Origin of the sequence: Kosakonia sp. S42, assembly GCF_016624785.1 — a bacterium.
In the GTDB taxonomy this organism is placed as follows: Bacteria; Pseudomonadota; Gammaproteobacteria; order Enterobacterales; family Enterobacteriaceae; genus Kosakonia; species Kosakonia cowanii.
The window spans coordinates 18,875-36,430 of the sequence record NZ_JACVTW010000003.1; the positions used below are offsets into that span (position 1 = coordinate 18,875).

Annotated in this window: 16 protein-coding genes; 7 read left to right on the forward strand and 9 right to left on the reverse strand. The window is 58.4% G+C overall.

The annotated features are described in order from the left end of the window. Positions 1-42 precede the first annotated feature (42 nt). The 5 genes from IAE50_RS05760 to IAE50_RS05780 form a co-directional block, all read right to left on the reverse strand. The gene (locus tag IAE50_RS05760; protein WP_338138534.1) at positions 43-420 is read right to left on the reverse strand and encodes a DUF3592 domain-containing protein; all 378 of its coding nucleotides are present in this window, start codon (positions 418-420) and stop codon (positions 43-45) included. A gap of 110 nt (positions 421-530) precedes the next feature. Continuing rightward, positions 531-902, reverse strand: a complete 372-nt coding sequence (locus IAE50_RS05765; protein WP_200579792.1) for a hypothetical protein — start codon at positions 900-902, stop codon at positions 531-533. 50 nt (positions 903-952) lie between these two features. After that, complete coding sequence (locus tag IAE50_RS05770; protein ID WP_200579793.1) at positions 953-1,342, reverse strand: hypothetical protein; 390 nt, start codon at positions 1,340-1,342, stop codon at positions 953-955. A gap of 115 nt (positions 1,343-1,457) precedes the next feature. Next, positions 1,458-1,829: a hypothetical protein gene (locus tag IAE50_RS05775; RefSeq protein ID WP_200579794.1), complete on the reverse strand. Its 372-nt coding sequence runs from the start codon at positions 1,827-1,829 to the stop codon at positions 1,458-1,460. 229 nt (positions 1,830-2,058) lie between these two features. Then, positions 2,059-4,089: a choline transporter gene (locus IAE50_RS05780; RefSeq protein ID WP_200579795.1), complete on the reverse strand. Its 2,031-nt coding sequence runs from the start codon at positions 4,087-4,089 to the stop codon at positions 2,059-2,061. A 239-nt stretch (positions 4,090-4,328) separates the two neighbouring features. Between IAE50_RS05780 and betI the strand changes: the two genes are divergently transcribed. The 3 genes from betI to betA are packed head-to-tail and all read left to right on the forward strand — an operon-like array spanning position 4,329 to position 8,117. After that, positions 4,329-4,925, forward strand: a complete 597-nt coding sequence (gene betI / locus IAE50_RS05785) for a transcriptional regulator BetI (RefSeq protein WP_124970180.1) — start codon at positions 4,329-4,331, stop codon at positions 4,923-4,925. A 13-nt stretch (positions 4,926-4,938) separates the two neighbouring features. Continuing rightward, positions 4,939-6,411 (forward strand): betaine-aldehyde dehydrogenase, encoded by a 1,473-nt coding sequence (gene betB, locus IAE50_RS05790; RefSeq protein WP_200134111.1) that lies wholly within the window; start codon positions 4,939-4,941, stop codon positions 6,409-6,411. Between the two features lie 26 nt (positions 6,412-6,437). Beyond that, positions 6,438-8,117 (forward strand): choline dehydrogenase, encoded by a 1,680-nt coding sequence (gene betA, locus IAE50_RS05795; RefSeq protein ID WP_124970174.1) that lies wholly within the window; start codon positions 6,438-6,440, stop codon positions 8,115-8,117. A 30-nt stretch (positions 8,118-8,147) separates the two neighbouring features. On the opposite strand, the gene IAE50_RS05800 is transcribed toward betA, so the two are convergent. From IAE50_RS05800 to IAE50_RS05810, 3 genes are all read right to left on the reverse strand, one after another. After that, on the reverse strand, positions 8,148-8,594 hold the full coding sequence (locus IAE50_RS05800) for a GNAT family N-acetyltransferase (RefSeq protein ID WP_200579796.1): 447 nt from the start codon (positions 8,592-8,594) through the stop codon (positions 8,148-8,150). A 10-nt stretch (positions 8,595-8,604) separates the two neighbouring features. Next, positions 8,605-9,162 (reverse strand): GNAT family N-acetyltransferase, encoded by a 558-nt coding sequence (locus IAE50_RS05805; protein ID WP_200579797.1) that lies wholly within the window; start codon positions 9,160-9,162, stop codon positions 8,605-8,607. A gap of 132 nt (positions 9,163-9,294) precedes the next feature. After that, positions 9,295-10,083 carry a MipA/OmpV family protein gene (locus IAE50_RS05810; RefSeq protein WP_200579798.1) on the reverse strand — a complete coding sequence of 263 codons (789 nt, stop codon included), beginning with the start codon at positions 10,081-10,083 and terminating at the stop codon, positions 9,295-9,297. Between the two features lie 110 nt (positions 10,084-10,193). Here IAE50_RS05810 and IAE50_RS05815 point away from each other — a divergent pair, with 110 nt between their 5' ends. The 4 genes from IAE50_RS05815 to IAE50_RS05830 all read left to right on the forward strand — a co-directional run bounded on the left by IAE50_RS05815 (position 10,194) and on the right by IAE50_RS05830 (position 16,350). Further along, positions 10,194-10,889 carry a response regulator gene (locus IAE50_RS05815; RefSeq protein ID WP_042713947.1) on the forward strand — a complete coding sequence of 232 codons (696 nt, stop codon included), beginning with the start codon at positions 10,194-10,196 and terminating at the stop codon, positions 10,887-10,889. Next, positions 10,886-12,082 (forward strand): cell wall metabolism sensor histidine kinase WalK, encoded by a 1,197-nt coding sequence (locus tag IAE50_RS05820; RefSeq protein ID WP_200579799.1) that lies wholly within the window; start codon positions 10,886-10,888, stop codon positions 12,080-12,082. The genes IAE50_RS05815 and IAE50_RS05820 overlap by 4 nt, the downstream gene beginning before the upstream one ends. Before the next feature lie 78 nt (positions 12,083-12,160). After that, positions 12,161-13,279 (forward strand): efflux RND transporter periplasmic adaptor subunit, encoded by a 1,119-nt coding sequence (locus tag IAE50_RS05825; protein WP_200579800.1) that lies wholly within the window; start codon positions 12,161-12,163, stop codon positions 13,277-13,279. Further along, complete coding sequence (locus IAE50_RS05830) at positions 13,276-16,350, forward strand: efflux RND transporter permease subunit (protein WP_200579801.1); 3,075 nt, start codon at positions 13,276-13,278, stop codon at positions 16,348-16,350. The genes IAE50_RS05825 and IAE50_RS05830 overlap by 4 nt, the downstream gene beginning before the upstream one ends. Here the strand turns inward: IAE50_RS05830 and IAE50_RS05835 are convergent. Further along, positions 16,315-17,547: an MFS transporter gene (locus IAE50_RS05835; protein ID WP_200579802.1), complete on the reverse strand. Its 1,233-nt coding sequence runs from the start codon at positions 17,545-17,547 to the stop codon at positions 16,315-16,317. The two genes, IAE50_RS05830 and IAE50_RS05835, sit on opposite strands and share 36 nt — an antisense overlap. Positions 17,548-17,556 lie beyond the last annotated feature (9 nt).

The following is a 17,556-nucleotide window of genomic DNA, read 5'->3' on the forward strand; positions in this document are numbered from 1 at the left end:
AGGAGTTCGCTGTGCTGTATTGAATCAGCCTAAATACAATATTCATTGCTGGTCCAGTATTACATCAGGCATATTTATTCTGTTTTTACCAGGGTCGGTTTTAAGGTAGACCACAGGGATGACTGAACCAGGCTGAAAAAGATCGAGATTGATGGTTTTGATGTTTAGCAGATCATGTTTTTTTTCATATATCACACCAGTTACTGCGGTGAATCGATAGTCGACTTCAATACTGACGATGCCTCGACTCGATGGTATATGCTGTTTAATATGGGTAACAGTTGCATCAACGTAGCAAGGGTTGTTGAATATTCTCTTTTTGATAAACCAATAAAAAACACTTCTAATGACTATGGCATAAAAAAGCAACGCAGAGACAATAGTAACAAGTATTATGTGAACCGCTTTAAGTAACTCCATCACGCTGGATCCATAGCTGATAAGAATGCACTTATTTTAGCACTAGCCTTCCTTGTTTTGAGCGGGTTGCTGAAAAATTTTTTAGGTAATCGTCCTGTGGCCTCTCCTCTTTAACAACTTTCATAATCGAGGTAGTAAAAATCAGCAGGCTTGGCAGGGTTTACTCTTATTCTTAATGGTTTCCCCATTTGGATTTTATCTTTATCGTTGACATAAACTCTGATGCCTCTTTTCGAGGTAATGGTTTGCCCTGAAAAGATATATTTCACCGCGACGACACTAACAAGTTTATTATTAACCCTTTGATATTTATCAGGAACGACCTCCGTGATAATGGCCTCTATATCAACGCCATTCTCTTTAATATTGGCATCTCTTTTATTGCTTTTATGGGTAAGGAAAGCTACGTAGCCCGCAAAGCTCAGGCCTATCAGGGGGATGATCCACGCTAATTTCAACATGATATAAGAGAGTAATTCCATAAATATATATCCTAGCCCTTATCTTTTTGACAGCTACTTATGCAGTAACATCAGAATTTCTTTTTCCATCTAAATCGTACGTAATCCTCTATCGCATTTCTCATATTAAGCATGTTTTTTGACGGATCGTTTCTAAGGTAAACGACGGGTATGGTGAAACCGACGTTGAATTTCGGCAGGTCCATCGTTTTAATGCCGGTCAGGACGTTTTTTTTCGTGTAGGTTTCGCCGTTTATGGCTGTAAATGAATAATCGACTGTAATATTGACAAGCCCATAACTGGATGGCGTGCCCGGCATTATGTCGGTAATCGTTGCGTCAACATAGCAGGGATCTGTCATAATCTTTTTAGCTGTTTTTTTATCAATAAAATTTTGCACAGTTGTTATAGAGATGGCTAATACCAAAACGCCAACGGATATGAAAACTAACGCTTTCATTAATATTTCAGTCATATCAATTCTTAAAGTGAAATGAGTTAGAAGACATTACATCAAAGTCACAGACTGCTTGCTATAAAAAAGCAGTAGTTACCATGTTTTTTGATGTAACTATTTAGTACGTCCTGTAATCAGGATAATAGAACTGCCCTGGATTGCCAGGGTTTATTCTTATCCTGATTTTATTTCCAACTTCAAACTTATCTTTATCCGTTATATAAAAACTAAGGCCACGCTTAGAAGTTATGCTTTTGCCTTCAAACTCATACTGCACAGTAATAACAGCAACTATTTTATTGTTTATGGTTTGAGCTGCATCTGGCTTGATTACTGTCATGATCGCATCAACGTCAACGCCATTTTCTTTTATATAATCGTCGAGCTTATCTGATTCTCTGTTTTTAATAAAAACATATGCAACGAAAATCAACATTCCTAACGGGAAGATCCATGCAAGCTTAGGCATTATGTAAGAGAGAAATTCCATAATTATATATCCCCATCCTTATTTTTTTGAAAGATGCTTACCCTGCAACGTCAATCCGCAACCATTCCATGAAAGAAGACATTTTACAGATCGACATCTTCAGATACAGAGCGCAACGCATGAAATTGAAAAGCTGGGTCGTATTTGCAGATTTTTCCTAAAAACATCGTCATTTAGCGCAAATTGATCCGCCTGAAAAAAATAAGGCCACTTGCGTGGCCTTATGTCGTTACATCTGTGGGTAAACAATATTTGCGCCGGGCGCTTCGCGGTGCAGATGGATAAAGTTCAGGTGACGTTCATATTGATCGAGAATATCGATAATCACCTGCTCTTTGTTGTAATCCATCAGGTCATTCCCCTGGCTGCCCTCTAACAGGAAGGTCTCCAGACGGAAGTAGTGCGACTTGCCGCTGCGCGCGCGGTAGGTAAAGCCGGGAACGGAGTACTGCTGCGGCCAGACCTGGTAAACAAAGTCCTGCTCGTCGCCGAGAAGCACACGCAAATCGAGATGGCCGAGCGGTTTATCATCCTCCGCAGGCACACTCTCCAGCGTAACGCGACCGCCGCGCAGTTCCAGCTCCTTCGCCACATCCTGCATCGCCGGGTAGATCACCGTCTCCATCATCTGCTGGGTGTAGCGCGTGCCCGGGTAGTTCATCAGGCGCGAGAGACGCTTTTTCCAGCTCAGGCGATCGTTGCTCGCCGGAATATAGGGTGCGGTTTCACGGCTGGCGCTGGCGCGGCGGTGATCCTCCACCTTCAGCGACTTATAAAGCCCCGCCATCACGAAGAAGATCACAAAGCTGAACGGCAGGCCCATGATCACCGTGGTGTTTTGCAGGGCGGAAATGCCGTTGGTCATCAGCATTCCCATCGTCAGCACGCCAATTGCCACCGACCAGAAGATACGCAGCCAGTTCGGCGCATCGCTGTTGATATCCTTCAGCTTCGAGGTGAAGTTGCCCAGTACCAGCGAGCCGGAGTCTGCCGAGGTGACATAAAAGAGCAGGCCGGTAATGGTGGCAACCGAGGCGCTCAGTTTAAACGCCGGGTACTGCGCCAGCAGGCTGTAGAAGCCGCGTTCGGCATGGGACATCACTTCCTGGGCAAAACCGGCGTCGCCGTGAATGATCTCATACAGCGCGGCGTTACCAAACACCGACAGCCACAGCAGGGTGAAGGTAAACGGAATGATCAGCGTACCGAGCACGAACTCGCGAATGGTACGACCGCGGGAGATGCGCGCAAGGAACAGGCCGACAAACGGCGACCACGCCACCCACCAGGCCCAGAAGAAGAGCGTCCAGCTGTTCATCCACTGCGTCGGGCGGTCAAAGGCAAAGGTGTTCAGCGTCATGCCCATAAAGCGGTTGATGTAATCGCCCACATTCAGCACCAGCGCGTTGAGCAGGAAATCCGTTTTACCCATAAACAGCACAAACAGGATCAGCCCGAGCGCCAGCGCGACATTCAGTTCAGAAAGAATACGGATGCCTTTATCCACGCCGGAGGTGACCGAAATGGTGGCGATAACCACCGACAGCACAATCAGCGCCATCTGCGCGGTTAACCCTTCCGGCACATCAAACAGCACCTTCAGGCCGTAGTTAAGCTGCACAACGCCAATGCCAAGCGTGGTGGCGATGCCGAAAATGGTGCCGATCACCGCTGCGATATCCACCGTGTGGCCAATCGGGCCATTAATGCGTTTACCGAAAATCGGGTAGAGCGCCGAGCGGATGGTCAGCGGCAGGTTGTAGCGGTAGCTGAAGTAGCCGAGGGCAATCCCCATCAGGGCGTACATCGACCAGCCGGTTAAGCCGTAGTGGAACAGCGTCCAGACCATCGCCTGGCGCGCGGCCTCCATCGTCTGCCCGGCGCCTTCCGGCGGCTGCATATACTGCGTCACCGGTTCAGCGACGGAGAAGAACATCAGATCGATGCCGATCCCGGCGGCAAACAGCATCGCCGACCAGCTTAACAGGCTGAACTCTGGTTTGGACTGCTCTGGCCCGAGCTTGATCGCCCCGTAGCGCGAGCAGGCCATATAGACCACAAAGACGATATAGAGCGTGGCGGCCAGCATGTAGAACCAGCCAAAGGTGGACGACACCCAGTTGACGGTGGTCTGGATCCACGCCGCGGCGAGATCGCTATAGAGAATGGTGACAAGTGAAAATGTCAGAATCAGTCCGGCGGAGGTGTAGAACACCACAGGATTGATTCTGTCTTTTTCACTGGCAGGTGGATTAATCATCGGTTACCTCTGGTTAATTTCCTGTAAATAAATCAAAAGATTACTTGCAACGTGCTGCCTCTTTTCTTGTTGTTTTTCCCTCATTTTTGTTACGGATTGAGCCTGCTACAGCTTACACACTGCCGCTTCGTTTTTGTAACAGCGCAGGTACATTACCTTAACAAATTCTTTTTTTATATTGAACGTGCAATCAAAAAAAGATTAAATAGAGCCCTTACTTTGCGGTGGAAGAGGGAGTCATGCCAAAGGTGGGAATGCAGCCGATACGCCGTCGGCAACTGATTGATGCGACCCTGGATACGATCAACGACGTCGGGATCAACGACGCTACCATTGCGCAGATTGCGCGCCGGGCCGGGGTATCGACCGGCATCATCAGCCACTACTTCAAGGACAAAAACGGCCTGCTGGAAGCCACCATGCGCGACATTACGCGCCAGCTGCGCGACGCGGTGGCGGTACGCCTGAAACCGTTAGCCCAGGCCACGACCGAAGCGCGTTTACTGGCGATTGTCGACGGTAACTTCGACGAAACGCAGGTACACAGCGCGGCGATGAAAGCCTGGCTCGACTTCTGGGCCAGCAGCATGCATCAACCGCAGCTGGGCCGCCTTGAGCGGGTCAGCAGCCGACGCCTCTTCTCCAGCCTGACGGCGGAGTTTCGCCGCGAATTGCCGCGCGAAAAGGCCCGGCTGGCAGCGCATGGCCTGGCGTCATTAATTGATGGCCTGTGGCTGCGCGCAGCCCTGAGCGGCAAACCGTTCAACCCGGACGTTGCCCGAACGCTCACCACCCAATTCATCCGCCAGCAGTTGGCTGGCGCAGAGAATCCCTGAGGAAGGAGGAATCATGTCCCGATTCGCAGAACAGCAGCTCTATATTGATGGTCAATACGTTCCCGCCGCGGCTGGAAAAACATTCCAGACCATCAACCCGGCCAACGGCGAAGTATTAGCCGAAGTGCACGAAGCGGCGCAGGCCGATGTCGATCGCGCAGTCGAAAGCGCGCGTAAAGGCCAGAAAATCTGGGCGGCGATGACGGCGATGGAGCGCTCACGCATCCTGCGTCGCGCGGTCGATATTCTGCGCGAGCGCAATGATGAACTGGCCGCGCTGGAAACCCTCGACACCGGTAAACCGCTGAGCGAAACCCAGGCGGTTGATATTGTCACCGGTGCCGATGTGCTGGAGTACTACGCCGGGCTGATCCCGTCACTGGAAGGGCAGCAGATCCCGCTGCGCGACACCTCCTTTGTCTATACCCGACGCGAGCCGCTTGGCGTGGTTGCCGGTATCGGCGCATGGAACTACCCGATCCAGATCGCGCTGTGGAAATCCGCACCGGCGCTGGCTGCGGGCAACGCAATGATCTTCAAACCGAGCGAAGTCACACCGCTCACCGCGCTGAAACTGGCGGAAATCTACACCGAAGCGGGCCTGCCGGACGGCGTCTTTAACGTTCTGCCGGGCAGCGGCGCGGTCACCGGCCAGCTGCTGACCGAGCATCCGGGTATCGACAAAGTCTCCTTCACCGGTGGCGTGGCCAGCGGTAAAAAAGTGATGGCGAATGCCGCCGGTTCGACCCTGAAAGAGGTCACCATGGAGCTGGGCGGTAAATCGCCGCTGATCATCTTTGACGACGCGGATCTCGATCTCGCTGCCGATATCGCGATGATGGCCAACTTCTACAGCTCCGGCCAGGTCTGCACCAACGGCACGCGCGTGTTTGTTCCGGCGAAATGGCAGGCAGAGTTTGAAGTGAAGATCGCCGATCGCGTGGCGCGTATTAAAGCGGGCGATCCAAACGATCCAGCCACCAACTTCGGCCCGCTGGTGAGCTTCCCGCACCGCGACAATGTGATGCGCTATATCGAATCCGGCATCAGTGAAGGCGCGCGCCTGCTCTGCGGCGGCAAACGTCTGACTGGCGGTGAGTTCGATAACGGCGCCTGGGTTGCGCCAACGGTCTTTACCGACTGCCGCGACGAGATGACCATCGTGCGCGAAGAGATCTTCGGGCCGGTGATGGCGATCCTCACCTATGAAAGCGAAGAGGAAGTAGTGCGCCGCGCGAATGCCACCGACTTCGGTCTGGCCGCTGGTGTGGTGACGCAGGATCTCAACCGCGCGCACCGCGTTATTCATCAGATTGAAGCGGGGATCTGCTGGATCAACACCTGGGGCGAATCCGCCGCCGAAATGCCGGTGGGTGGCTACAAGCACTCCGGCGTCGGGCGTGAAAACGGCCTGATGACGCTGCAAAACTACACCCAGGTGAAGTCTGTGCAGCTCGAAATGACCCGTTTCCAGTCTGTATTTTGAGTGAATTTTAACCTGAGGAGCGACTAATGGAATTTGATTACATCATCATCGGAGCCGGATCCGCAGGGAACGTATTGGCAACAAGACTGACCGAAGATAGCGACGTCAACGTGCTGCTGCTTGAAGCGGGCGGTCCCGATTACCGTTTTGATTTCCGCACGCAGATGCCTGCGGCGCTGGCTTACCCGTTGCAGGGCAAACGATACAACTGGGCGTATGAAACCGAGCCCGAGCCGCACATGAACAACCGCCGCATGGAGTGCGGGCGCGGTAAAGGGCTGGGTGGATCGTCATTGATCAACGGCATGTGCTACGTGCGCGGCAACGCAATGGATCTCGATAACTGGGCACAGGAACCGGGGCTTGAGCGCTGGACCTATCTCGACTGCCTGCCTTACTACCGCAAGTCGGAAACGCGCGATATCGGCGCGAACGACTACCACGGCGGCGAAGGCCCGGTCAGCATCACCACCTGCAAACCGGGCAATAACCCGCTGTTTGCAGCGATGATCGAAGCGGGCGTGCAGGCGGGCTATCCGCGCACCGAGGATCTCAACGGCTATCAGCAAGAGGGCTTTGGCCCGATGGATCGCTTCGTGACGCCGAACGGGCGTCGCTCGAGCACCGCGCGCGGCTATCTCGATACCGCGAAAAAGCGCTCCAACCTGACCATCATCACCCATGCCACCACCGATCGCATTCTGTTCGACGGCAAGCGGGCTGTGGGCGTGGAGTATCTGCACGGTGCCAGCAACACGCCGCAGCAGGTGCATGCGCGCCGCGAAGTGCTGCTCTGCGCGGGTGCCATCGCGTCGCCGCAGATCCTGCAACGCTCCGGCGTCGGTGCGGCGGATCTGCTGAAAAAGTTCGATATTCCCGTGGTGCACGATCTGCCGGGCGTCGGTGAAAACCTGCAGGATCACCTCGAAATGTACCTGCAGTACGAGTGCAAAGAGCCGGTGTCGCTCTACCCGGCGCTGAAGTGGTGGAACCAGCCGAAAATCGGCGCGGAGTGGCTGTTTAACGGCACCGGCATCGGGGCCAGCAACCAGTTTGAAGGCGGCGGCTTTATCCGCAGCCGGGAAGAGTTCGCCTGGCCGAACATTCAGTACCACTTCCTGCCGGTGGCGATTAACTACAACGGCAGCAACGCGGTTGAAGCCCACGGCTTCCAGTGCCACGTTGGCTCCATGCGCTCGCCGAGCCGCGGCTTTGTGCGCCTGAAATCGCGCGATCCGCGTATGCACCCGGCCATTCAGTTTAACTACATGGCCCACGAGCAGGACTGGCAGGAGTTCCGCGATGCGATCCGCATTACGCGCCAGATCATCAACCAGCCGGCGCTGGATAAGTATCGCGGGCGTGAGATCAGCCCCGGTATTGAGTGCCAGACGGACGAACAGCTGGATGAGTTTGTGCGTAACCATGGCGAAACCGCTTACCATCCGTGCGGCACCTGCAAAATGGGCAGCGACGAGATGGCGGTAGTGGACGGTGAAGGTCGCGTGCACGGCCTGCAAGGGCTGCGCGTGGTCGATGCCTCGATTATGCCGCTGATCATCACCGGTAACCTCAACGCCACCACCATTATGATTGGCGAGAAGATTGCCGATAATATCCGTGGCCGCACGCCGCTGCCGCGCAGCAACGCCGACTACTTCGTGGCGGGCGACCGCCCGGTGCGCGGCGAGCCGATGCGTGCGTAACGTCAAAAGCCGGTAGGGCACGCTTACCGGCTAGTTTTGCCCCAACCGCAGGCAGTGCGTCACCCGCTCAATCCCTTCTGTCGGCACAAAGCCTGCACGTTGGTAAAAGCGGAACGCCGCCTGCGGTGCATGCGTATAGAGATGATCAAAGCTCTGCGCGGCGTGGGTGACAATCTCGCTCAAGAGCGCGCTGCCCACTGCCTGGCTGCGATAGGCTGCGGCAACATAGAGGTGGCGCACCCGGCCTGCGCGATGCGCCTGCACAAACGGGTCGATATTCAGCCCGCAAACGCCGACCAGTTGGCCGTCAATTAACGCACCTAACAGCAATTCGCCTTGTTTATCAAAGCGGTTGTGCTGATTGAGCCAGTTCTCCTCAAGCCTGCGCAGCATATTAAATCCTTCCGCCACGCTCGCCTGTTTTAGCGGCTGAAAACCGTCGACTGCCGGGGTAATGGTGGTGATGTTTAGTGACATAACACCCTCGTTATTGATGGAGATAATCCTGGCGCAGCAGGCCAAACAGCCAGTCATTGTGCCAGCGGTTATGCAGCCAGTAGCTCTCGCGCAGCTCGCCCTCCAGCACAAACCCCACCTTTTCCAGCAGGCGGCGAGAGGGGTGATTGCCGGCGGTGACCATCGCCGTCAGCCGCCGGATGCCGCCTTTATGGAAAGCGAAATCGCACACCGCCTGTAACGACTCGCGCGCATAGCCTTTTCCCTGCGCCTCGGGAGCAAAGAGAAACCCCACTTCGGCGCAGTCCGCTTCGCGATGGATATAGCCGGTGACGCCGAGCCTTTCACCGCTCGCTCTGTCGCGCACCACCAGGCAGAGCCAGTGCGCGCTCCCCGGCTGCCAGGGCGGCAAGCGGGTGGTGAAAGCCTCCTCGATCTCCTCTGGCGTGCGCGCGTCCGAGATGTAATGCTGCACCTCATTGCTCGCCATCAGGCGGCTAAAAAAATCGCGATCCTGCGCCTCGATTTGCGTGCAGACCAGCCGTGGCGTGTCGAGGCAAAGGGCTTGAGTGTGGGCGTCTTTATTCATCTCATCGCTGCTTTGTTGGCAATCATTACAAAGAGATATATGTCAGATAGGCACCGAGGTAAACCAGAAAGCAGCCAAACCAGATCTTCCCCACCAGCTGATAATCCTCTTTTTTCACGATCTTCCCCCTGTTCAGAAGGTCCAGGTCACGGCAAGCGTGCCGGTTCCCTCATTGCGTTGCGCGACAATTGGGCTGTCGCCTGCGCGATCGCCAAGCCAGGTGTAGCCCGCGCTCAGCAGTGTTCCCCAGTGTTCGTCGAACTGATGGCTCCAGGTGAGCGAGCTGTTGACGCCGTAGAAACCGCCTGCGCGATCATAGGGGCGAAAACCGCTGCGCTGGCTCTGCCGCGCGCTGACGCCATAAAAGGTGTTGATATAGCGGCTGTCGCCAAACAGCGCGGCGGACTGGAGTGCAACGGTATCGCTGGCGCTCTGCACCGGCAGCAGCGTCACCGAGGTTTGATACTGCACGCCCTGGCTGTCGGTCAGCGGCAGCGTCGCTTTGCCTTCAACGGAGAGCCACGGGGTGATCGACCAGCCGACGGCAAACGCCGTATTCATCGTGGCATCGATTTTCCCCATCCCTTTCAGGTTATTAGCCCCGTCGCGCCAGGAGGAGTTGCTCTCGTCGCGACCAAGGCCGTAACCGAGCGTATGTTCGAGATAGAGGCCGTTATCGCTTTGCAGGTCGTAACCGATGCCCTTTTGCGAATCAATGAAGAGGGCATTATCACGCGCCTGAATCAGCGGAACGAATTGCAGGCGCTGCTTGTCTGAACCGCTATAGCGCGGCGCAGACTGTGCGCCGATACCTACAGTTACGCCATTTTGTGCCGATGGATCATCATCGGCGTGCGCCGCAGAGGCGGTGGCTGCCAGCAGGGCGCAGAGGCTATACAACGTACGTTTTCTCGTTATCATCGTCACATCTCGTCGGTGGGAAAGGGTGTGCGCAAGCGCTGAAAGGGAACATAGACAGGTCGTATCAATAAACCGTCAGCAAAGTGTTAAGAAACGGTCAAGGTGGGGAAATGGTGGCGAAAAGAGTGCTGGTGATTGAGGATGACGCGGATGCAGCAGGCGTGCTGGAGGCCTATCTGCGCCGTGAAAATTATGAGGTGACGCTGGCGAGCGACGGCCTGGCCGGGCTGGAGCTGGCGCAGCGCTGCAAGCCCGATCTGATCCTGCTCGATGTGATGCTGCCCGGCATGAACGGTAGCGAAGTGCTGGCGGCGCTGCGGCGCAAAAGCGATGTGCCGGTGATCATGGTGACGGCGCTCGGCGATGCCCCCGACCGCATTGGCGCGCTGCGTTACGGCGCGGATGATTATGTGGTGAAGCCCTATCACCCCGGCGAAGTGGTGGCGCGCGTACAGGCGGTACTGCGGCGCACGCAGCGCGCGGAAACCCAGGAGGAGGTGCTGCGCTGGCACAACCTTGCGGTCGACACCGTCGCCATTAGCGTGACCGTCACGCAAGAAGATAACCAGACGCGCGCGCTGGAGCTGACGCCGACGGAATTCTCCCTGCTTACGACACTGATGCGCCATCCCACGCGCGCTTTCTCCCGCCAGCATCTGCTGGAGCACTGCCTGCCCGAAAGCGAAGCGCTGGAGCGCGTGGTCGATACGCACGTCTACAACCTGCGTAAAAAGCTGGAAAACGCGGGCGTCAGCGGCGTGTTAAGCAATGTGCGCGGCGTCGGTTACAGGTTCTCTCAGCCATGAAAAATTCAGTTCAACAGTCGCTCTGGCGCTGGATCTGCGTACGCATCCTCGCGCTGGCGATTGGTACGGTGATCATCATCGCGCTCTGTATGTGGCTACGCTATGCCGTGCAGAACGTCTGGATTTTGCACGCCATGCCCGCGTCGGTGCGCGCCGAGTTTCTGCTACTGAAAGAGAACCCGGAGATCAATCCGACGCGCTTTCACGAAATCGTCGATACCTGGTGGGGGCTGAGCTACTCCACGCCCACTATCGCCTCAACGGACTGGATCATGGTCGGCGTGCTGGTGCTGGTGATGATCCCCTTTATCGTCTTTATGGGGCTGCGCTATGCCCGCCCGCTGACCCTGCAATTTAGCCGCCTGCGCGACGCCGCCGAAGAGGTAACGCAGGGAACATTTGGCGCACAGGCTGAGCTGGTAAAAGAGGCACCCGCCGAAATGGTGCGCTTTGCCAGCGACTTTAACGGCATGACCCGCCAGCTGGCGCGCTATGAGCGTGAACTGCGCGCCTCCCACGTGGCGATGGCTCACGAACTGCGCTCGCCGCTTACTGCCGCGATTGGTCGCCTGCAGGGGATGCTGGATGGGGTGTTTGAGCCAAGCCCTGCGCAGATGTCGATGGTGATGAAGCAATTACAACTGCTGCGCCGCTTAACGGATGAGCTGCACCTGCTCTCGCTGGCCGACGCCGGGCAGCTGATGCTCAACTGCCAGCCGCTGCTCTTAGATGATCTGCTGCGCGAACGCGCGGCGTGGATGAAACCGCAGGCCGACGCCGCCGGGTTCACCTTTACCCTGACCGCGCCAACGCCCGCGCCGCTGGAGGGCGACGCCTTCCGCTTAGGGCAGGTCTTTACCGTGCTGATGGAGAATGCGGTGCGTTACGGGCGGCAGGGCGGCCATCTGTTTATCACGCTCACATCGCAGGCGAGCGGCTATTTAATTGATTTCACCGATGACGGCCCCGGCGTGGAGGCTGATTTTCTGCCGCTGATGTTTGATCGCTTCACGCGGGCCGATACCTCGCGCGCGCGCCATTCCGGCGGCAGCGGCCTTGGGTTATCCATCGCCCAGGCGATTGTCCATGCCCACGGCGGCAGCATCAGCGCCGCGCTGCCGGAAGCGGGCGGGCTGGCGATCACCCTTCACCTTCCCCACATTGTTGAGGCGCAAGAAAAGTTGCAGCCTTGATAAAACCTTGACGAAACGTGGGCTGAATCTCGACGCGTCACGCCTGTAATAGCGCCATTACCGATCCGGAGTGGCGCTATGTCAGAACAGTTTATCCCTTACGCACGCCCGCTCGCACACAGGCTTTTGCACGCTGTCCGCGGGCTTCCTCTGCTGCTATTGCTGGCGCTGGCTGTGACCGGCTGTGGCGAGAAAAAAACCGACAAACCGGCTCCGCCGCGTCCGGTGCGTTACCTGGTCGTCGCTAATAGCGCGGCAAACCCGCAAACGGTGCGCACTGGCGAGATCCGCGCCCATGATGAGACCACGCTGGCTTTCCGCCTGGATGGCCGCATGATTTCCCGTGAGGTGGATATTGGCGCGCGGGTGCATGCCGGGCAGGTGCTGGCCTCCCTTGAGAGCGAAACCGGCAAAAACCAGCTCGCCAGCGCGCGCGCCGATGTGGAGAGTGCCCGCGCGGCTGAGCAGGTGGCGGCGCTGAATCTGAAACGGATGCAGGCGTTAATGCCCTCCGGCGCGATTGCCCGCACGCAGCTCGACAGCGCCCGCGCCGACTGGCAGTCGGCAGCATCAAAGCTGAAAAGCAGCACTGCGGCATTACGCAACGCCGAGCAGAATCTGAGCTGGACGCAGCTGGTCGCCCCGGCAGACGGCATTATCACGCGCGTGAACGCCTCTGCCGGGCAGGTGGTCAGCGCCGGGCAGGCGGTCTTTACCCTCGCCACCAGCGAGGCGCGCGACGTGGTGTTTGCCGTTGCCGACCCGCGCCAGCTGGCATCAAACGCAACGTTCACCGTTGCGCTGCTGGCGGACCCGTCGGTGAAGGCGAGCGGCAGCCTGCGCGATATCAGCCCGCAGGCCGATCCGCAGACGCGCACCTGGCAGGTGCGGCTGGCGCTGGCAAACCCGCCCGCGGCGATGGCGCTCGGTGCCAGCGCCACCATTGCGCTGCCGGAGTCAGCATCCGCAGGCTTCGCGGTGCCTGCCCCGGCATTAAGCCGCCTTGGTCAACAACCGGCGCTGTTTGTGATTGATGAGAAAAACCGGGCGCAGCCGCGCGCGGTGACGCTGGGCGGCTATAGCGCCTCATCGGTGTTTATCCGTTCCGGCCTGCGTCCCGGTGACAGAGTCATTACTGCGGGCGTCAGCAAATTGCGCGCCGGTGAGCAGGTGATCGCCGGGGAGTTACAGCCATGAAACGCTCGCGCTTTAACCTCTCTGCCTGGGCGCTGGAACATCAGCAGCTGGTCACCTTTTTTATGCTGCTGGTGATAGTGATGGGCGTGCTCTGCTATCAACAGCTGCCGCGTAATGAAGATCCGGCATTCACCATCAAAACGGCGGTCGTCACCGCTCAGTGGCCGGGTGCCAGCGTCGAAGAGACAACACAGCTGGTCACCGACGTGCTGGAGAAGAAGTTACAGGAGGTTCCACATCTCGATTTTATTGAGAGCGAAACCCGCGCTGGCAGCACAATTATCAACGTCAACCTGCGCGATGACACGCCGCCAAAAGCGGTGCCCGACATCTGGTACCAGGCGCGGAAAAAGATGCAGGACAGCGCCGCCGATCTGCCGCAGGGCGCGCAGGGGCCGCAGGTCAACGATGAGTTTGATGACACCTTCGGCACCATCTATGGCTTTACCGCCGACGGTTACTCACCGCGTGAGCTGCGCGATCGGGTGGAGACCATCCGCCGCAGCCTGATGTCGCTGAACGATATCGGCAAGATCAGCCTGATAGGCGATCAGCAGGAGCAGATTGTTATCGCCTTCTCCCCGCGTCAGCTGGCGGGAATGGGGCTCGATATTGAGCAGATCAGCACGGCGCTGAAGGCGCAAAACGCCATCGCGCCCGCCGGCACGATCCGCACCGGCGAGGATAACGTGGCGCTGCGGGTCAGCGGTGCGTTAAGCAGCGAAGCGAGCCTGCGGGCGGTGACGCTGCATATCAACGATCGCTATATTCCGCTCACCGATATCGCCACCATCACCCGCCAGGCCGCAGAGCCGCCCGCGCCGCAGTTTCGCGTTAACGGGCAACCGGCGCTGGGGCTGGCGATCTCAATGGCTTCGACCGGGAATATGCTGCGCTTTGGCAAGGCGCTGGATGCGCGCATGGCGCAGATCCAGGCCCAGCTGCCACACGGCATTGAGATGGTGAAAGTGGCCGATCAGTCGCAGGTGGTGAGCGGGGCGGTGAGCGGTTTTGTCCGCGTGCTGGTAGAAGCGGTGGTGATTGTGCTCGCCGTCTCTTTTGTCTCGCTGGGCCTGCGCGCGGGCCTGGTGGTGGCCGCCGCCATTCCGCTGGTGCTGGCGATGACCTTCGCCGGGATGATGCTCGCCGGGATCGGCCTGCAACGCATCTCCCTCGGCGCGCTGATTATCGCGCTCGGTCTGCTGGTGGATGATGCGATGATCACCGTTGAAACCATGGTCGCGCGCCTGGAAGCGGGGGAGTCGCGCAGGCAGGCCGCCACCTATGCTTTTAAAACCACCGCCTTTCCGATGCTCACCGGCACGCTGGTGATGATCGCCGGATTTATTCCCGTCGGCTTTGCCGCCTCCAGCGCCGGGGAGTACTGCTACTCGCTGTTTGCCGTGGTGCTGATCGCGCTGCTCTGCTCGTGGGTGGTGGCAATCCTCTTCTCCCCGCTTACCGGCACCTGGCTGCTGCCCGCGCGCATTGATAAGCATGGCGATCGCGTCGGCAGGCTGAAGCGCGGCTATCAGGCGCTGCTGCGCCTCGCGTTGCGCTGGCGGCTGACCACGCTGGCACTGGCGCTGCTGGCGCTGGGGTTGTCGCTGGTCGGCACCACCTATTTGCAGGGGGAGTTTTTCCCCGCCTCCGATCGCCCGGAGCTGCTGGTGACGCTCTCGCTGCCCGCGAACGCCTCGCAGACCGAGACGCAAAAGCAGGTGGAGCGCCTGGAGCGGGCGATGACCGGTAATGAGGATCTCGATCGCTACAGCAGCTACGTCGGCTCCGGCGCGGTGCGTTTTTATCTGCCGATGGATGTTTTGCAGGACAACGAAAACACCGCGCAACTGGTGGTGGTGGCAAAAGATCTCGCCGCCCGTGACCGGCTGCGCCAACAGCTGGAGACGCTGCTGGCAAAGCAGTTCAGCGCGATTACCTCTCGCGTGTCACCGCTGGAGCTGGGGCCGCCGGTGGGCTGGCCGGTGCGCTACCGCGTGAGCGGACCGGATTATGCAAAAGTGCAGACGCTGGCGCATCAGCTGGCGGCGCAGATTGGCGGCTCGCCGCTGGCCCGGGAAGTGAACCTGACCGCCGGGGAGCCGGAGCGGATGATCCGCTTACAGGTTAATCAGACCGCCGCGCGCGCCGCGGGCGTCTCCTCGGAAAGCATTGCCCAGATGCTTAATACCGTCTGGTCCGGCGCGACGCTGACCACGGTGCGGGATAACGATCGGCTGGTGGACGTGGTGCTGCGCGGTAACGATCGCGAGCGGCTCGATATCGGTACGCTCGGCACATTGATGCTGCCGACGTCTAACGGCACAAAAATTCCGCTGAGCGAAGTGGCGACGCCGGAGTGGGGGCTGGACGACCCGGTGATCTGGCGTCATCAGCGGCTGCCCTTTATCACCGTGCAGACGGATCTCGCGCCCGGCCTGCGTGCGGAAGCGGTATCATCCGGCCTGCGCCCGACGGTGGATAAGCTGCGCGCCCAGTTGCCTGCCGGGTATCGTATTGAGGAGGGCGGCACCGTTGCCGAGTCGGACAAGGGCAACGGCTCGGTGTATGCCGTGCTGCCGGTGACGCTGATTATTATGCTGCTGCTGTTGATGGTTCAGCTTCAGCGCTTCTCGCGCATGCTGCTGGCCGTCACCATGGCACCGTTTGGCCTGCCGGGAATTGTGCTGGCGATGTTGCCGACCGGCACGCCAATGGGGTTTGTCGCGCTGCTGGGGGTGATTGCGCTGGCGGGGATGATCATCCGCAACGCGGTGATCCTGATTAGCGAAGTGGACAGCAATCTGCACCTTGGGATGCAGCCTGATGAGGCGATTATCGCCGCGTCGGAGCACCGCGCGCGGCCGATTATGCTGACCGCCTGCGCGGCGATCCTCGGCATGATCCCCATCTCCCATCAGGTGTTCTGGGGGCCGATGGCCTACGCCATTATCGGCGGGCTGCTGGTGGCAACACTGGTGACGCTGACGGTGTTACCCGCCGCGTTCAGCCTGGTGCTGCAACTGAGCGCCCGCTTAGCCCCTGCGCATCGGGCGGCAGATAAAGATTAAGGCCACCGCGCTACAGAGCGGGAAAATCGCCAGCTGCAACCAGGGGTAGATCGCCTCAACCGAGGGGGTTAACGCCCGGTCGAGCTGGCTGCCAAACAGCAGGTTGCCCGCCAGCACGGCAAAACCGCCCGCCGTCGCCAGCGCGCCATAGTGCGCGCCGAGCGTGGCGTCGTCAGCGAACCACGGCACCATATCTTTCGCCGCAGGCACCAGCAGCATCTGTCCGAGGGTTAATAACGAGACGAAGCTGATGGCGGGCAGCAGCCGCATCCAGCCCGCAGGCGGCGTGCTGGCAGCGCAAAGCGCGACGCTGGCAAAGCTTGCAGAGATGAGCAAAAAGCCCACCGGCATCATGCGCGCGGCACCAATGCGGCGCGTTAAGCGGGCGAGGGGCAGTTGCAGGGTGATAATTAGCACCGAGGCCAGCATAAACAGCGGCCCGAGATCTTTTTCGCTACCGCCCGCGCGCTGGATCTCAACCGGCAGCGCCAGGTAGAGCTGGTTGTAGCTCAGTAACCAGGAGCTGTAGGCGAGGATAAAAGCGACAAAGCGCGGCTGGCGAAAGGTGGTCCACCACGGTGTGACCGCCAGCGTCTGGCGTTTTGGCGGCGCGGGCGGCAGGCAGAAGAAGAGCACAATCAGCGCCACGACAAACACGCCAGCACCTGCTAACGCCACCTGGCGAAAGCCGAGGCCGGTCATCAGCGCGCCCGCTACCGGGCCGAGCACCGCGCCGAGTTCGCCGCAGACGGCAAAAAGCGCAAACCACTCGGCGCGGCTGCGCTTGCCCTGGCTTTCGCTCTGGGCTCCGGCGCGCGCCAGTAACGCTTCAATCGAGGGGGAGAAGAGCGCGCCGCCGATGCCGGTCAGGCAGGCTCCGACAATGATCGGCCCCAGCGAGTGGCCAAAGGCCAGCATCAGATAGCCCGCGACGCGGATAATGCAGCCGCAGAGGATAATGACGCGCGCGCCAAAGCGGTCCGATAACGCGCCGCCGATAAAGAACATCCCCTGCTGCGAGAAGGTGCGCAGCCCAAGCACCAGGCCGATCAGCCCGCCGGAGAGCAGTAAGTCATCGCGCAGGAAGATCGCCAGGAAGGGCACCACGGCGTAGAAGCCGATATTAAAAACAAACTGGCTACCGAGTAAAACAGGCGGCCAGAGCTGTTTCGCTGGCCGCGGGTGGGGAAAAGACATGCGAAAATC

Excerpts from the sequence above, each read along its gene's own strand:
- IAE50_RS05760 (WP_338138534.1), bottom strand. The coding sequence starts at position 420 with ATGGAGTTACTTAAAGCGGTTCACATAATACTTGTTACTATTGTCTCT.
- IAE50_RS05825 (WP_200579800.1), top strand. The coding sequence starts at position 12,161 with ATGTCAGAACAGTTTATCCCTTACGCACGCCCGCTCGCACACAGGCTT.
- IAE50_RS05830 (WP_200579801.1), top strand. The coding sequence starts at position 13,276 with ATGAAACGCTCGCGCTTTAACCTCTCTGCCTGGGCGCTGGAACATCAG.
- IAE50_RS05815 (WP_042713947.1), top strand. The coding sequence starts at position 10,194 with ATGGTGGCGAAAAGAGTGCTGGTGATTGAGGATGACGCGGATGCAGCA.
- IAE50_RS05770 (WP_200579793.1), bottom strand. The coding sequence starts at position 1,342 with ATGAAAGCGTTAGTTTTCATATCCGTTGGCGTTTTGGTATTAGCCATC.
- IAE50_RS05820 (WP_200579799.1), top strand. The coding sequence starts at position 10,886 with ATGAAAAATTCAGTTCAACAGTCGCTCTGGCGCTGGATCTGCGTACGC.
- betA (WP_124970174.1), top strand. The coding sequence starts at position 6,438 with ATGGAATTTGATTACATCATCATCGGAGCCGGATCCGCAGGGAACGTA.
- betI (WP_124970180.1), top strand. The coding sequence starts at position 4,329 with ATGCCAAAGGTGGGAATGCAGCCGATACGCCGTCGGCAACTGATTGAT.
- IAE50_RS05780 (WP_200579795.1), bottom strand. The coding sequence starts at position 4,089 with ATGATTAATCCACCTGCCAGTGAAAAAGACAGAATCAATCCTGTGGTG.
- IAE50_RS05775 (WP_200579794.1), bottom strand. The coding sequence starts at position 1,829 with ATGGAATTTCTCTCTTACATAATGCCTAAGCTTGCATGGATCTTCCCG.
- betB (WP_200134111.1), top strand. The coding sequence starts at position 4,939 with ATGTCCCGATTCGCAGAACAGCAGCTCTATATTGATGGTCAATACGTT.
- IAE50_RS05800 (WP_200579796.1), bottom strand. The coding sequence starts at position 8,594 with ATGTCACTAAACATCACCACCATTACCCCGGCAGTCGACGGTTTTCAG.
- IAE50_RS05835 (WP_200579802.1), bottom strand. The coding sequence starts at position 17,547 with ATGTCTTTTCCCCACCCGCGGCCAGCGAAACAGCTCTGGCCGCCTGTT.
- IAE50_RS05765 (WP_200579792.1), bottom strand. The coding sequence starts at position 902 with ATGGAATTACTCTCTTATATCATGTTGAAATTAGCGTGGATCATCCCC.
- IAE50_RS05805 (WP_200579797.1), bottom strand. The coding sequence starts at position 9,162 with ATGAATAAAGACGCCCACACTCAAGCCCTTTGCCTCGACACGCCACGG.
- IAE50_RS05810 (WP_200579798.1), bottom strand. The coding sequence starts at position 10,083 with ATGATAACGAGAAAACGTACGTTGTATAGCCTCTGCGCCCTGCTGGCA.